Origin of the sequence: Methylorubrum thiocyanatum, from assembly GCA_014138645.1 — a bacterium.
Classification (GTDB): domain Bacteria; phylum Pseudomonadota; class Alphaproteobacteria; order Rhizobiales; family Beijerinckiaceae; genus Methylobacterium; species Methylobacterium thiocyanatum.
On record JACJIB010000001.1, the window covers coordinates 22,383 to 36,958 of the forward strand.

Genomic DNA, 14,576 nt, shown 5'->3' on the forward strand with positions numbered 1-14,576 from the left:
CGTTCGGTCACACCCCCATAAATGGCTTCACTTATGGAGATTGGCGCGCTGCCTATCTCGATGGAGATGAGGCATGTTCGTCGATCACCGCTTGGCCCACCGCAAGGCCTACCTGATCAACCTACTGGCGCGCATGTGCGCCGAGCTCGACATCACAGAGAGCCGGTTCCAGCAGGCTAAGGAGCGCTACGAGGGCGTCGCCCGGTGGCTTGCCGCCGGCGAGCATTTCCTGCTGCACGATCTCTCCATCTACCTGCAGGGCTCCACGGCCCTCGGGACGTCGGTGCGCCCCATCGGCAAAAACGAGCATGACGTCGACCTCGTCGCGTTCATGCCCTCGGGGACCACCGTGTGGACGCCGGCCTACATCAAGAAGGTGATCGGCGACCGCCTCAAGGCGCACGCGACCTACGCCAGGCTGCTGGAGGAGAAGATCCGGTGCTGGCGGCTCGTCTACGCGAACGAGTTCCACCTCGACATCACGCCGGCGATCCTGAACCTTGCCTGCCGCAACCAGGGTGAACTCGTCCCCGATAAGAGCCTGCGTGAGTGGAAGGGCAGCAACCCGCGCGGTTACCGCAAGGCGTTCGAGGCGCGTGCGGCGCTGGTGCCGGTCATCAAGCTCACGAAAGCATTGGACGAGGAAATCAAGAGCCGCGCCGACATCGAGCCGTTCCCCGTCGCCTCCAGCGGCCGCAGCATCCTCTGCAACTTCGTGCAAGTCGCCAAGCGGCACCGCGACGTCCACTTCGAGGGGCAGGACCTCGCCCTCTGGCCGATCTCGGTCATCCTCACCACGCTGATCGCGTGGAGCTACGAGCGCTGCGTCAAGGCGGGGGTCTACGACACCGAGTTCGACCTCATGATCGCCGTGCTGCGCGGCATGCCGGCCTTCATCCGCCGGACGCTGCCGGACGGGTCCCCGGGCTGGTACATCCCGAACGAGACCACCATCGACGAGAACTTCGCGGAGCGGTGGAACGACGACCCGGACAAGGCGGAGGCCTTCTTTACCTGGCACGCCAAGGCGGTGGCCGACATGGAGAACCTCGCGCGCGTCGATGGCACCGACCTGGTGCGGAAGCGGATGGACGAATCGTTCGGGCCCCGGCCGGTCGGCGCCGCCTTCACCGCGCTGGACAACGAGATCGCCAGCGCCCGCCGCTCCGGCCTGCTGAGGATGGCGCCGCTCGTCGGACTAACGGCCACGCCGGCCGTCGCGGCTGCTGTCCCCGTCAGGAGCAACACCTTCTACGGGCGGGACTGCGGATGAGCCCCCCCTTCCGTCCGCGGCGCCTCACGCTCGCCCAGCAGCACGTCAACCTCAAAGCCAGCCCCATCACCCGGGGTGATGGCGGCATCGCGGGTGGCGCGCTGACGTGGCGGTTCCAGGCCTCGCCGTCCCCGATCTCGCGCACGTACGATCTACGCCTGACGTATCGGGTCAATGGGGTGCCGGTCACCTTCGTCGATCAGCCCGACCTGACCTTGCTCGCGAACGGGGCGAGGATTCCTCACCTCTACTCCGAGCGGCCCCCGCGGCTCTGCCTGTACCTTCCCAGCGCCTACGAGTGGCGGCCCTCGATGCTGCTGGACCGCACCATCGTGCCCTGGGCGGTCCTCTGGCTCTGGTACTTCGAGGACTGGCTGGCGACCGGAGAGTGGCGTGGCGGAGGCGTCCATGTCTCCCCCGACGTCGAGGCCGAGATCATCGCCAACAACCCCGGCCTCATCGAGGTCCTTCAGCCCGAAAAGGAGGCCGCGTGATGGAAGCTAACATCGACGCTCCCGAATTCCGTAAGATCCTCACCCTCGACGGCGGCGGCATCCGCGGGGTCTTTCCGGCCGCCTTCCTCGCCAAGCTCGAAGAGCATCTCGACGAGCCCATCGGCCGCTACTTCGACCTGATCGTCGGCACGTCCACCGGCGCAATCATTGCGGCTGGACTGAGCCTTGGCCTCACCGCCGGGGAGATCCTCCGCTTCTACGAGGAGAAGGGCCCCGCCATCTTCGACCAACATCGCGGCCCCATCGCGAACTGGATCACGAGGCAGGCGCGGTCGGCTCGCCACTGGATGGGCACGAAATATTCCAACACGAGCCTTCGGGAGGCGCTGGACGAGGTGATCGGCGGTCGCCTGATCGGCGAGAGCCAGACCCGCCTCGTCATCCCGGCCTGGCATCCGATCCTAGAGCGCGTCTATCTCTACAAGACCGCCCATCACCCGCGTTTCGAGACCGACTACCTTCAGCCGGCGGTCGATGCCGCAATGGCGAGCGCGGCGGCGCCGACCTTCCTCGACCCTTACCTCACGAAGGAGGAAATCGAACTGGTCGACGGCGGCGTATGGGCAAACAATCCCATCGGCGTGGCGGCGGTCGAGGCGGTGGGCGTGCTGCAGTGGCCGGGCAACGGGCTCAAGATCCTGAGCATCGGAACGACCAACGACGTGAAGGCGCCCAGCCGGATCGGAGGCAAGCTCGGTGCGGCGCCGAACCTCGCCCGGCTCTTCATGGCAGGTCAGTCCCATAGCGCCCTCGGCGCCGCGAAGATCATCACGGGCGACGTGCACGACCGCAAGGCGATCTGGCGGATCGACCAGACCGTCCCGCTGGACCGCTACACGCTCGATGACGTCTCGCGCATCGCCGAAATGAAGAACCGGGCCGTGGTCGAGGCGCGCGAGCAGCTTCCCGACCTGCGCCGTCACTTCTTCGGGGAGGTCGCCCCGGCGTTCGAGCCCTTCCACCGGCTGCCGGCTGTGAAGGCCGCGGCGTAAGTAACCGCAGGAGAGCATGATGGCGAAGACACCGTCGAATTCCGGACAGCCCTGGACGCCCGGAGACACGCGGGCCCTGCGCAAGCTGGCCGACGAGAACACGCCGACGCGCGTGATGGCCCTGAAGCTCAAGCGCACGCCGACGGCGGTTCAGTCGAAGGCTGTCGAGCTCGGCGTTTCCCTCAAGCCGGTCAACCAGAGCCCCTATAACCGGCGGAAGTAGCGTTTACGGCGGGACGAGCCCGGCTTCCGGCGGAGGGCTATATCGGTTCCAGCGTCTCGGCCAACGCGGGCAGACGCGTGGCGAGATGCCGGAACACCCCAGCCTCGCGCCAAGCGTCCTGGGCGCCAACGACATAGAGGTTCTCCTTGGCACGGGTCACGGCCACGTTGAGGAGGTTCGGGTAGCCCCCGGCCCATCCCCGAGCGCCGCGCTGCGTCGGCAGCGAGGCCCCGAGCACGAGGATGACGGTGTCCGCCTCGCGACCCTGCACGGTGTGCACCGTGCCGATCCGGTCCCGGGTCCACGCGTAGGGGTCGGAGGTCCATCGCTGCAGCAGGCCGGAGGCTGACACACGCTCGCGGAGCCGTTGGGCCACGATGACGAACGGGCTCACGATGTAGAGGTCGGGCTCGGCCACGCCCGCTTCCGAGAGGCGGCGCAGCAGGGCCACCACTGCGGCTCCCTCCGCGTCCGACCACTTGTCCTCGGTGCGCCCGCCCACGACGTCGACCCAGCGGGAAGGGCCGAGTACGTCCCGGATACCGGAGGCCCGAGACGGTGTCGCGTGCACCATCAGGTTCGAGTAGGCGACCGAGTTCGAGAGGCTGAACATCGGGTCGGCGCAGCGCCGGTGGACCAGTAGGGGGAAGCCGACCTGCACCGAGCCCACGGTCTGCTGGAACTCGGCCACGAAGGTCGCCGAGGCGTCGGCGACCGCCTGGACGGACGCCTTCGGCGCATTCCAGCTCTCCGGGTCGAGCCCGAAGTCCGCGCAGATCGTCTCGGCCAACTCGGTGGGCAGAGACGTCACGGGCTCGATCTGGAGGGGGTCGCCGACCACTACGGACCGCTTTGTACGCATCATCGCGCCGACCACGGCCTGGGGCACGGCTTGTCCCGCCTCGTCCACGAGCAGCCACCCCAGCGTCTCCGGCGGCAGGTACCCGAGCATGCGCGTGACGGAGGCGAAGGTCGTCGAGATCACCGGCACGACGAGGAACAGGGTCGCCCACAGGTCGGGCATGTGCGGTCGCGTCTTCAGCTGCCACGCGTTCCGGCCGATCAGCGCTTTGAACAGGTTTTCGAGGTTGCTCCGGACCGGCACCGCGGCGGCATCAATGAAGGCCTTGTGGACCGCGAGGGCGAGCTCGAAGACTCGGTCCCGCTCCCGGTGGGCGGCGGCGTCGAGCCACGGAGCGGCGAGGTGAAGGACCTCCCTGTCCCGAGCGAAGAAGGCGGCATCGACCGCCCGCGCGCCGCATCTGCGGCGCATCACGGCCACCCGCTCCTCTGCCTGATCCCGGATCGCGACCGCCTGCTGGAATTCCCTGGCGGCGGCCTTCCTCGCCTTCTCGGCAGCGCCATGCTGGCCCTGAGCGGATGCGGAGCGAGCGGCGGCATCGCCGGCCTCACGGTCGGCGCGCTCCAGGACGGCTCCAAGCTGGTCATTGCTCGTGGACCAGTCCCTCGCCGGCCTCGTCCAGAACATCCGCGCGAAGAAGCCGGGCCGACGGGCCTGGTGCGCGTCCAGGGCCTGCTGCGCCCGCTCCCGCACCTGCTTCGCCCGAGATGCCTCCGCCACCGATTCCTGGTGATCCTGCTTCGCCGTGGCGGTCGCTTCCTCAGCGGCATCCGCGGCACGGGCTGCCCTCGCGGCCGCCGACCGAAGTTCAGGCAGCGTGCCGACCTCTTCCCGGGCGGCCTCGATCTCGACCAGGAAATTCCGGACTTTCGCCACCTCGGCCTGGAACTCAGCCCGGGCTTCCTGCCACTTCTTCAGGGCCTCGGTCCGGTTGCGAGGCGGGCTCTCCCTGTCGACGACGAGGGGGCGGCGCTTGCGGACCTTGCCAGGTGCGCTCGGATCGGGCTCCTCGATCCATTGCGGGCTGCCCGCCACCTCGGCGAGGTAGGTCCGAAGCCCATGATCGGGATCGACCCACGCCGCCTCGCGGAAGGCGAAGCGGTTCGAGGCATTGCCGAGCACGGCCGCGATCAGGCCCCAGGCCTCGACCCCGCCGCCGACCTTATCGGCCACCGTCTTGAAGTAGCGCAGGCTACCGGCGTCGTCCGCGATGGCCTTCAGGGCAGGGAGCTCGCGGCTGACGTTCTCGACCGCCTTGTTGTTCGACGAGGCCACGAGCATCTCAAAACCGCGCAGCCGTTCGTCCACCCGGTGGATGGGAACGGTCGCCGTCCCGACCTTGGGCTTGGCGCCGGAAGCCGTGAACGCCTTCTCGGGCACGTCGAAGGCGCACATAGCCTCGGCGCGGCGGACGACGAGCGCGGCGACCATGTCCCGGAGCAGAGTGGTCTTCCCGGTCCCGGGCGGCCCGTTGACCGGGAACAGGTCGATGCCCGGCAGGTCCGACATCGCCACGTTGACCGCGCCCTGCTGCAGCAGGACGAGGGGATGGCGGCCCGGCGCGGGCCAGCGTCCCGGCGGGAAGCGCCCGGGAGTCACCGACGCGGCCATCACCGCCTCGCCTGCGAGGACGTCCTTCCGCTCGGCGCGCTTGGTGATCCCGAGATAGGACCGGAGCGCGGTGGGGACCGTCCCCGCCGTCACGAGCTTCCTGACCGCGGCCATGTCCTCAAGGAAGAAGCTGCCCATCAACGGTGCGTCGGGCGGATCCTGGGCCTTCCAGTAGTGGTAGACGCGGATCGCGAAGGTCGGTCCCTCGACGAGGCTGGGATGGAGCCCCAGAGTCCCGACGAGCCAGTCGTAGGCGCCACGGACCGCGTCGGCGTCCAGCGGCAACGGCTTGCCCTCGTCGTCGACCCGACGGAGCCGACGGTCGAGATCCTCGTTCAGCTTGGTCTCGGCCTCGGGCCAGCAGCCCAGACCGACGAGATCCTGCTTGAGGGCAAGCGGCAGGCCCCAGGCGAAGCTCGACAACGCCGTGGCCGCGCCTTCCTCGACCAGCACGCCGGTCTTGTCGACGGTGACGGTCGCGATTGCCGCCATGCCCCGCGCGACGGGCCGGTCCTGGTGCTTGTCCACGAAGACGGACAGCAGGGCGTTGGTGGCCTCGTCCATGCGCACGGCGCCGAGGACGACCTGGTAGAAGAGCTGCTTGTTCTGCCTGGCCTTCTCCCCGGGCTGCCGCCACGGCAGGCCCCCGTCGAGGGCGGCGATCCGGCGTGTGTCGCCGTCGGCCATGTCCGCGGGCTTGCGGTAGGTGACAGGCGACAGCACCTCCAGCGCCGTCCACGCCGAGAGCACGTCCTCAGGCCGATTCCTCACCGGCGGAGGCGCCTTGCGCGGGCCTCGGTCCAGCCATGGCGGCGGCGATGAGGGCTTTGCCTCAGGCTTCGGTTCGGAAGGCGGCGCCTTGGGGGCGGTGGGTCGGGGAGGCCACGGAGGCTTCGACGGTTGCGCAGGAATCGTCGGCGCGCGCGGAGGCGCCTTGGACGGTTCGGCACCTTCCAGAGCCGCGGTCACCTTGGCCTTGAGGCGCCCGGCTCTCTCCGTCGAGCGCTGACCGAGTTCGGCAAGAAGGCTCTTGAGGACCTTCGGGTCGCCCTCGGCTGCCGAGAAGATGCGCTCCAGCTCGACGATGCTAGCGCTGAGGTGGGGACGGGACATCGAAATTGACCAGGAATCGTACGGCCAAGTTTCCTATCGTGGCGGTCCCTTGTCCAGACACACCGTCTAGCTATGCAACTACAAGGCGACAACGACGGAAGGTACAAAGCCCGACTGTTCGTCATGGTGCCCCGTGGATTGCAGACTACCCGCGTGCGCCCGATCCGATAGTCGGCCGCATGATGCACGTGCCCGTGGATCCATATGTCCGGTCCCCTGTCCATGATCATGTCGGTGAGATCGGACGCGTAGCTCCACGCGAGGTCCGCGTGCGGGTCTTGCAGGCTGGCCGGATGCGGGGCGTGATGTGTCACGACCACCGTCGGGCCATCGTAAGGTCGGGCGAGCTCGTCCTCGATAAAGGCTCGGGTCGCCCGGTGCATCGCGAGCACCTCGCCCGGCTCGATCCTATCCCGGGAACGGGGACCCGTCCTGATCCGGCGGTAGTCCACCATGCCGTTGCGGCCCTGGGCGGTCCGGAAGGTGGGATCCTCGAACGCCAGTCCGGGCGGGCCTCGATGGGGACGGGTCGGTGCCGGGGAACGGACCTGCCTGGCGGGTTCCCAGGGCCTCAGGCGGGGGGCGGTGCCAACCGGTTCGCGACGGCTTGGTGGACGGCTTCGCGCTGCAAGGGAGCGCCACCGTTCGTGCGCCTCTGCAGGTGCCCCAGGGCGCGCCGGAGCACGTCGTCGAGCCGGACGGAGGGGTGGAGCCCACCCGTCCCTGAGCCCGTCTGCAGGGCATCCCGGAGGGCATCGACGATGGCGGCGTCGAGGGCCCGCGGATCCGGCGCGCCCGCATCCCGGCGTGCCTGGCGTTCAGCGCGCTTGCGGTCGCGGTCGGCCTCGCGCCGGGCACGGGCGGAGACGGTCGGGGGATGGGGCATGGCGGGAGGGGAGAGCATCATGGCTTCCCGATCCTGCCTACGGCCCTGGCAAGTGACCAGGGGGCCTGGAACGACAACGCCCGCCGCGGGGTCACCGGGCGGGCGAAGGTCTGGTCGACGATGTGGTGCAAAGTAGACCCGGCAGAGATCTCTCGATCCCAGGCCTCAATGTAGACGCGCCTCAGGCGACGGACAAGGCAGGTAGAGGTAGGGATCTATACCGACGCGCGCGAGGTGAGAGAGGAGCTTCGCCTCGTTCCAGGGCTCGAGGGGGGCGGAGTGATGCGGGCGGCCATCCGCCATCTCGATCTGCAGCGTCGAGGCCGCGCACATCATGTTGTCCCACGGCGAGCACCAGCCCTGCCTCTGGCCGTCGCGCTCCGCCTCCAGGGTGCGGGCACGGTAGTACTCGTACAGGGCCAGGAGGCGCTGCAGGGGGCCGTGGATGAGCCAGGGCTGGGTCTGGGGCTGGGGCGCGGCCTTGGACTTGCGGCGGCTGGGGCGGGCCTCAGGGGCCTTGGCGGCGGGGGCGGCCGGTGCCGGGGTCTCGGGCGGGGCGGGGCAGGCAGGGCTGGCGTAGCCACCCTTTAGATTACGTGCCGGAACTGCGACACTCTCCGAGACGGTCTCCTCCGACGGGACGGACTCGACCACCGTTTCGGCCGGGTGGGCATCGAGGGCGCGGTAGACGGTGGCGCGCGAGCAGTCGAGGATGCGGGCGATCTCGGTCACCGGCAGGTCCGCGGCGGCCTGGAACTCGCGGGCCAGCCGGGCGACCTCGGCGAGGGTCTGGGCGTGGGCGGCGCGGCTCGTGGCCCCCTCACGCTGGCGCCGGGCGGCGGACCGCTCCGTGGCCGTCTGGGTCGGCGCGTCGGGGCGAAGCAGGGTCAGGCCGAGCTCGTCGCAGAGGTCGGCGGGCAGGTTCAGGTCGGACCGGACCTTGTCCAGCTTCGGGGTGTAGAGCGGGGTGACGGCCTTGCCCTTGTGCATCCGCACCTCGCCGGCCTTGTGCTGGCGCAGGCGCCTCGCGACCGACCCGAGGTAGGCGCGCAGGTTCTCCTGCGTGAGGCCGTCGCCGACGACGTAGGGGCCGAGCTCCATCGCCCAGGAATCGGCGTCGCCGCCCACGCCGGTCCGCGCCCGGGCGACGGCGAGGTGGAAGCACACTAGGTCGCGCTTCTCCAGCCGGGCGAGACGGTCGGGACCGAGGGACAGGACGCGGAGGAGCTCGGCCTCGACGGCGCCCCACAGTCCCCGGGAATGCGTGCGCAGGCGCGGGGGCGCGACCGGACCGCCCTCGGCCAGGGCCTGCGCCTTGCGGGAGGCCCGGCGGGCGTCGCGCTCCTCGCGGTACAGCGCGGTCTCGGACCGGGAGAACGGGAGCACGGCGTCGGCGAGCGTGTCGAGGTCGTGGCGCTGCACGTCCTCCCAGCTCTCGGGCCAGAGGAGGCGGACGCGCTCCTGGCTCTTCTCGTTGACGCTGCCGGCGACGCGGTGGACGCGGGCCATGTCGCCCACGCTCCAGTCGAGGTCCATGCCGGCCCACACGGCAGCGTTGGCGGCGGCCTTGGCCCGGACGCGCTCGGCGTTGGCGGCGCCGGTCTGGACGGCCTCGCCCCACAGGCAGCGGATCAGGCGCCGCACGCGGGCCTGGACGCAGGCACGGAGGGGGCGGCGGGACAGCCACACGCACCACAGGCCGCGGCCGGAAAACAGGATATAGCTCGGCCGCGGGATCCCAGCGGCATCCATGCGGGCGAGCAGGATGCCCGCGATCTCCTGGGGCGGCATACCGAAGAAGGGGCTGCCCGGCTTGATCTCGCAGTCCGCCCACATCAGGGCATTCACGCGCGCGAGGGCGTGGGCGCCGCGGGCTTCGTAGTGTCGCTGGAGCGAGACGTGGGATGCGGCGTGCGCGGCCGGGTCCCTGGCGAGCTCGCGGGTGCGGAGCTGGACGCCTTCGGCGAACCGGCTATCGACGATGACCGTGGCGTTGCCGCGGGCGCGGGGGGCGTGGACGGTGCGGAGGTGGGCGAGCTTGGCCTGGAGGGCGGTGCGCTCCTCCTGCTCGCGCAGCAGCGTCGCGACGTCGGCCCGGTCCATCAGGACGGACGGGACCGGCGGGACAGCGTAGGCCTGGCGAGGGGTGAGTGGCATCGGGCTCTGCGGGTCGTCGCAGGGCACCACACCCGCGAACCTGCACAGTGTGGGTCGCGTCGCGCCCTTCCACAAGCGGGGCAGTTCGGCCCCGAGGGTCGGAGGTTAACGGCCCGAAACCTTCCCGCGAGAGACCCTGATACACACCCCGTCCAGGCCCCTGGGTCGCCGCCACGCCATGCCGCGCGCACCGGCCGGTAGGGGAAGGACCGGCGATGCGATCCTGACCCCCTGACGGGCATCCAGGAGCCTCGAAAAAATCTTGGGCAATCCCTCGCGGCACCGCAGCACGGCCGGCGGCTGCCGGTTGCATGCGGCACTGAGTGGGGGATCACCCCCATTGAAATCATGTTGTTTTGTGGCGGTGTGTGGCTCTGGCCCCGCTGGGCCGCCCACCTCCGCGTGGAGGAGCGCGAGGCCAAGCGCGCCAGGATCCAGGGTGAGCTCCGCCTCGGCTACCCGCGTCAGTAAAGAGAACCGAACACCAGTTAGCTACGCAGCGGCCCAGGGATAACTCTCCCGGGCCGCTTGCGTTTGGGCGAGGCCGTCCCAGGCTCATTAACCATGGATCCGAACGCCCAGCTCGCCCTCGTCATCGTCACCGGCCTCCTCGCCTTCGCAGGGCTTTTCCGCCCCGAGGTCAGGAAGAAACTCGGCGACCTGCGAGCCCTCACGTTCCCGGGAGGATCAGCCGACCTGACCGGCGGCGAGGCGGCCGCTCAGATCGAGGCCCAGAAACACGCGCCAGAAACCGAGCGGCTCCCCGTCCCGACACCCGAACCCGGCGAGCGGCTTCCGGAACTCCCACCGCCCAGCCCCGTGTACGGTCCGCTGGAGACCGAACTGCGCCACCGCATCGAGACGGTCGTGCCGGGCGGCCTCGACGTCCAGATGGCGTGGGCGGTTCGGATCGCCGTCGCCGCTCAAGTCGAGCGAGATCACGAGCAAACCTACAGGCTGATATTCGGGAGCCAGATCACAGCCCTGAAGGAGTTGAACGTCCGCGGGCCCATAACTGTCGCGCAGGCCAAGGAAATATACGCCCTCACCGCCCTGCGGAATTACCCCGACATCTTCAAGCCAGAGACGTTCGAGGCGTGGGGCGACTACCTGCTCACGCGGGGTCTGGTGGCGGTCGAGCGGCAACCCGTAGACGACGATACTCGGGCCGCGCTCACCCCGCTCGGGAAGGACTTCCTCATGTTCCTGACGGGCCGTGGCCTGAGCGAGCACAAGTGGGGCTGAGGTCGGACTAAGCGATCGTTTCGTTTTCGGGGAGCCAGGGGCAAAACGAAACGATCGCTTAGTCGCCGGTCCCGAGGTCGGCGGTCCCTGAGGCGCAGGCGGCCGTGTTGGAGGCGAGCTCGCCGTTCGGGAACAGGACCATCCGGCCCAGGCGCCCGACGTCGATCATCACCATCTCCATGCTCTGGACCGCTACGCCGGATTCCGTGCGCGCCGTCCAGCGCCCCGTCCGGGTGTCGCGTGTCTCGCACCGCACCCGCACGCGCCACTCGCCGGGACCGGTCCGGACGAAATCCAGACCCGTCGTCACGGTCACGGGGCCGCGGAGCTCGACCGCCCCGGCGGACCAGCGGGCCTACCATGACGCCCGCGACGGCGGGAGGGGCCGCCACGAGGGCGACCGCGATGAGGATCGCGCGCATGCTCAGACCTCCAGGATCAGGGCCGGGTCGAAAGCCGGGTTCTCGACCTCCCGCGTCGCCGGCCGGAGGCGGGATGCTAGCCGCTCCGTCACGTAGCCTCGCGGGTTCGCCACGACCCGCGTGGCCCCGACCGTGTAGTCCCGGCACTCGTGGATGTGCCCGTGGATCCAGACCGCCGGCGCCGTCGGCCCCTCCAACACCGCGGAGAGGTCGGAGGCGTAGGCGGCGTCCAGCGGCGTCCGCCAGCCACCGCCGCGCAGGCTCCGCTCGTGCGGGGCATGGTGCGTGACGACGACCGTCGGGCCCGCGTACGGCTCCGCCAGCGCGGCCTCGATGCGCTGGCGTTGCTCGCGGTGCAGGTCGGCGGAGAAGCGGGGCAGGAATTTGCTGTAGTCCTGCGGCCCCCTGCGCCACTTGATCCGCCGCACGTCCCGCATGCCGCCCTCGCGCGCGGCCCCCTCCGACATCGCGCGGGCCTGCTCGTCCAGGCGGAGAGACCAGTCCGTCCAGAGCGTCGCGCCGATGAACCGGACCCCCGCGATCTCGGCGACCTCGCCCTCGATCAGGAGGTGGATCCCGGCGGCCGCCGCCAGCTCGCGCGCCTCGGCGACCTCCTTCTGGTACGTCGTTTTCCAGAAGTCGTGGTTGCCGGGCACGTAGACGACGGGGCCGGCGAGCCCCCGCAGCCACGGCAGGACGCGGTCGCACAGGTGCTCGCACACGTCCCCGGCGATGACGGCGACGTCGTGCTCGGGCGGGTCGAGATCGAGCGGGTGCACGTCGAGATGCAGGTCCGAGAGGACCCAGAGGCGGGCGGTCATGGCGGGAATCCTCCGGCCGCGCTCAGAGGAGCGCCCAGGCCGTGCCGTTGCTTGTGAATACTGCGACCCTACAGGCCAAAGCTTTCCGAAACCCTGGCCGGAAGGTGAAATACGGTGCCATCCACGGGCTGTACCCGATCTCGACGGCGCCCTCGGGGACGCCGGCGAAATCGGTGCGGGTGCCGCGCGCGACCGCCTGAGCCGAGCGCTGTCCGGTGCGCAGGCAGGCCGCGCGGCCGCCCGGCTGGACGACGAGGCGCACGTCCCGGAGCGCGAGCTCGTGCAGGTGCGCGACGACGCGGCCGCCCTCGCGCACCGACCAGACTTGGCGCGTGAGGTTGCGGTAGACGTCGGTCACCGCCGGGCCCCGAGGGGCTCGAACGCCAGCGCGACGTTCTCCGCCGCGGCGGCGACGCCGGCGGCCGCCTCGGGGCTCAGGACGCCGGCGTCGCGCAGGCGCCCCGCTTCCAGCGCCCGGGCCCGCAGGCCGGCGCCGGAGAGCCGGCAGATGCGCCCGCCCTCCCACGCCGCCTGGATCCGCGCGACCGCCGCGGCGACGGGATCACCGGGGCTCACGGCGCGCCTCCGGGAGCGAGGGCAGGCCGAGGGCCGAGTTGTAGGCCCGGTTCGCCGCCACCAGGGCTTCGGGTCCCGAGAGCGCCCGCTGATCCGCGAGGCGGATAACGTGGAGGATGTACGCCTCCATGCCGAGGGCCGCCTCAGGGTGGGCCGTCCCCGCCGACCGGTGGGCGCGCAGGGACGAGAGGAGGTAGTCGAGGACGGGAGCGTGCATGGCCTGTCCTCCCCTCAGTGCCGCGGCCCGGACGAGGGATCGAGGCGCACCGCCATGAGGACGTCCACCAGCCGGGCGAGCCGGCGCATCGAGCCCCCCCTCCAGTGCTGGGCCAGTAGCGAGAGGTCGGTCTCGTCCAGCGTGCCCCAAGCCTCGTCGAGACCGCGTTGGCGGCAGGCCTCGCGCGAGACCTGGGGCGCGAGAATGCGGAGGTGCTCCGGCCCCGGCAGGGCGCAGTCGAGCTGCACGAATCGGTCGAGCAGCGCGGCCGGGACGGAGGCGACGTCGTTCGCCGTCGCGATCCAGGGCACGTGGCTGAGATCTGCCTGCGCCTCCACAAACTGGTCGTGGTAGGCGGAGGCGTTCTCCGGATCGGTCATGCCGACGAGCGCGTCATAGAGGCGGCCCCCGTTCGACTGCTGCGTGCCGGAGGCCCGGCCGAGCTCGTCGAGGAGCATGGCGGGGTTCGCCGTCATGCTCGCGACCATCTCGGCCAGCGCCCGGCACGGATGCCCGGTCTGCCAACGGCGCGGCGTCGCCGCCACGGAGGAGTTGTCGGCGGACGCGTCGCACGGGATGCGGGCGAGGTGCAGCCCGGCGAGCTCGCAGAGCCTCCGGACGTACCGCGTCTTCCCGGCGCCGGGCGGCCCCGTGAGGATGACGCGCAGCCCGCCCCAGGTCCGGCGGCCGCCCTGCAGGCGCACGATGGCCCGCGTCACGTCCGCGAACTGCGGGAACTCCGCGTCCAGCGCCGCCACGAACCCCGCCCAGCTCGCGGGCACGGTCACGAGGGGCAGGTGCTTCCCGACGATGGCGCCGACGGCCGCCTTGAGCTCCTTGAGCGCGTCCGGCTTCAGCCCCGCGCCGAGCCTCGGAAGGGCGAGGAGCGTGTCCGGCGGCGGGCCGGCAACCTCGTCTCCGAGGTCGAGCGGGTCGAAATCCGGGTCGCGCGGGTCCGTGCCCGTGTCGTCGCGGACCGGCCCCCGCCGGACGACGGCGCGGATGGCGGAGCGGGTCTCGCCCTGGTCGAGCGCCGCGCAGAACCGCACGACCTCGCTCTCGGAGAGGAGATCCTGCCACGCCCGCTCGCGCATCTGGGCGCGGGGGACGGGGTGCTTGGGGTCGTGCCCGCCCTGCAGGATCTGATGGCCGAGGTAGGAGAACTCCGTGCGCGTGACCATCAGGGCCCGCCGCTCGCAGTCGTCGAACGTGCCGCCGAGGTAGACGTCGGTCTCGTGCATGGCGAGGACGGAGTTCGCGTAGTCCCCGAGCCAGGCGGTGGAGAACCGGCAGCGGGAGGCGTACTCCTGGCAGTCGTCGCGCACGTCCGAGGTGAGCCGGGTGTCGGCGGCGGCATCCGCGAAGGCCTCCGTTAGCGTGGATGCCACCGCCACGGTGACGGTGCCCTCGTCGAGGGCGGCCAGGGCGTCGAGCACGCCGCGCGGCAGCCCGTCGAGCGGGATCGAGCGGGACCACGCGAGCAGGTCCGGGCCGGGGTGCCCCCAGAGCAGGGGCCAGCCGTAGCGGAGCTGACGCAGGGTCGCGGGGGCGGTGACGGTGTCGGGGGGCGTGTACGCGTGGCGCAGCGCCCGGGCGCGCTCCGCGCGCCGGATCTCGTCTGTCATTGGTCTACTCCCACTGACAGCCTTCCCGCGGAAGGCCT

At 70.6% G+C, this 14,576-nt stretch carries 14 protein-coding genes; 5 read left to right on the top strand and 9 right to left on the bottom strand.

The window, feature by feature from the left end; genetic code table 11:
- Positions 1-73 precede the first annotated feature (73 nt).
- Genes HNR51_RS00105 through HNR51_RS00120 form a run of 4 tightly spaced genes read left to right on the top strand, consistent with a single transcriptional unit; the run spans position 74 to position 3,003 of the window.
- A complete protein-coding gene (locus HNR51_RS00105; RefSeq protein WP_182553619.1) occupies positions 74-1,273 on the top strand; it encodes a nucleotidyltransferase domain-containing protein in 1,200 nt (399 codons plus the stop codon).
- On the top strand, positions 1,270-1,767 hold the full coding sequence (locus HNR51_RS00110) for a type II CBASS E2 protein (RefSeq protein ID WP_182553620.1): 498 nt from the start codon (positions 1,270-1,272) through the stop codon (positions 1,765-1,767). Before HNR51_RS00105 ends, HNR51_RS00110 begins: the two co-directional genes overlap by 4 nt.
- Positions 1,767-2,780 carry a CBASS cGAMP-activated phospholipase gene (locus HNR51_RS00115; RefSeq protein ID WP_182553621.1) on the top strand — a complete coding sequence of 338 codons (1,014 nt, stop codon included), beginning with the start codon at positions 1,767-1,769 and terminating at the stop codon, positions 2,778-2,780. The genes HNR51_RS00110 and HNR51_RS00115 overlap by 1 nt, the downstream gene beginning before the upstream one ends.
- A gap of 19 nt (positions 2,781-2,799) precedes the next feature.
- The gene (locus HNR51_RS00120; RefSeq protein ID WP_182553622.1) at positions 2,800-3,003 is read left to right on the top strand and encodes a hypothetical protein; all 204 of its coding nucleotides are present in this window, start codon (positions 2,800-2,802) and stop codon (positions 3,001-3,003) included.
- Positions 3,004-3,040: 37 nt separating this feature from the next.
- Here the strand turns inward: HNR51_RS00120 and HNR51_RS26905 are convergent, their stop codons facing one another.
- From HNR51_RS26905 to HNR51_RS00135, 3 genes are all read right to left on the bottom strand, one after another.
- Entirely contained in the window at positions 3,041-6,247 is a 3,207-nt protein-coding gene (locus HNR51_RS26905; protein ID WP_182553623.1) for a DEAD/DEAH box helicase, read from the bottom strand.
- A 913-nt stretch (positions 6,248-7,160) separates the two neighbouring features.
- Complete coding sequence (locus tag HNR51_RS00130; protein WP_182553624.1) at positions 7,161-7,496, bottom strand: hypothetical protein; 336 nt, start codon at positions 7,494-7,496, stop codon at positions 7,161-7,163.
- Between the two features lie 144 nt (positions 7,497-7,640).
- Positions 7,641-9,632, bottom strand: a complete 1,992-nt coding sequence (locus HNR51_RS00135; protein ID WP_182553625.1) for a helix-turn-helix domain-containing protein — start codon at positions 9,630-9,632, stop codon at positions 7,641-7,643.
- A 564-nt stretch (positions 9,633-10,196) separates the two neighbouring features.
- On the opposite strand from HNR51_RS00135, the gene HNR51_RS00140 reads away from it, so the two are divergent.
- Positions 10,197-10,877, top strand: coding sequence for a hypothetical protein (locus tag HNR51_RS00140; protein WP_182553626.1), 681 nt, complete (start codon positions 10,197-10,199; stop codon positions 10,875-10,877).
- 58 nt (positions 10,878-10,935) lie between these two features.
- Here the strand turns inward: HNR51_RS00140 and HNR51_RS00145 are convergent, their stop codons facing one another.
- The 6 genes from HNR51_RS00145 to HNR51_RS00170 form a co-directional block, all read right to left on the bottom strand.
- Positions 10,936-11,193, bottom strand: a complete 258-nt coding sequence (locus tag HNR51_RS00145; protein ID WP_239681655.1) for a hypothetical protein — start codon at positions 11,191-11,193, stop codon at positions 10,936-10,938.
- Positions 11,194-11,301: 108 nt separating this feature from the next.
- Entirely contained in the window at positions 11,302-12,120 is an 819-nt protein-coding gene (locus HNR51_RS00150) for a metallophosphoesterase (RefSeq protein ID WP_182553627.1), read from the bottom strand.
- Positions 12,121-12,142: 22 nt separating this feature from the next.
- Positions 12,143-12,478 carry a L5-gp82 domain-containing phage-derived protein gene (locus HNR51_RS00155; protein WP_182553628.1) on the bottom strand — a complete coding sequence of 112 codons (336 nt, stop codon included), beginning with the start codon at positions 12,476-12,478 and terminating at the stop codon, positions 12,143-12,145.
- Positions 12,475-12,696, bottom strand: a complete 222-nt coding sequence (locus HNR51_RS00160) for a hypothetical protein (RefSeq protein WP_182553629.1) — start codon at positions 12,694-12,696, stop codon at positions 12,475-12,477. Before HNR51_RS00160 ends, HNR51_RS00155 begins: the two co-directional genes overlap by 4 nt.
- A complete protein-coding gene (locus HNR51_RS00165) occupies positions 12,683-12,913 on the bottom strand; it encodes a hypothetical protein (RefSeq protein WP_182553630.1) in 231 nt (76 codons plus the stop codon). Before HNR51_RS00165 ends, HNR51_RS00160 begins: the two co-directional genes overlap by 14 nt.
- A 14-nt stretch (positions 12,914-12,927) precedes the next feature.
- Positions 12,928-14,538, bottom strand: coding sequence for an AAA family ATPase (locus tag HNR51_RS00170; protein WP_182553631.1), 1,611 nt, complete (start codon positions 14,536-14,538; stop codon positions 12,928-12,930).
- Between the last annotated feature and the right edge of the window lie 38 nt (positions 14,539-14,576).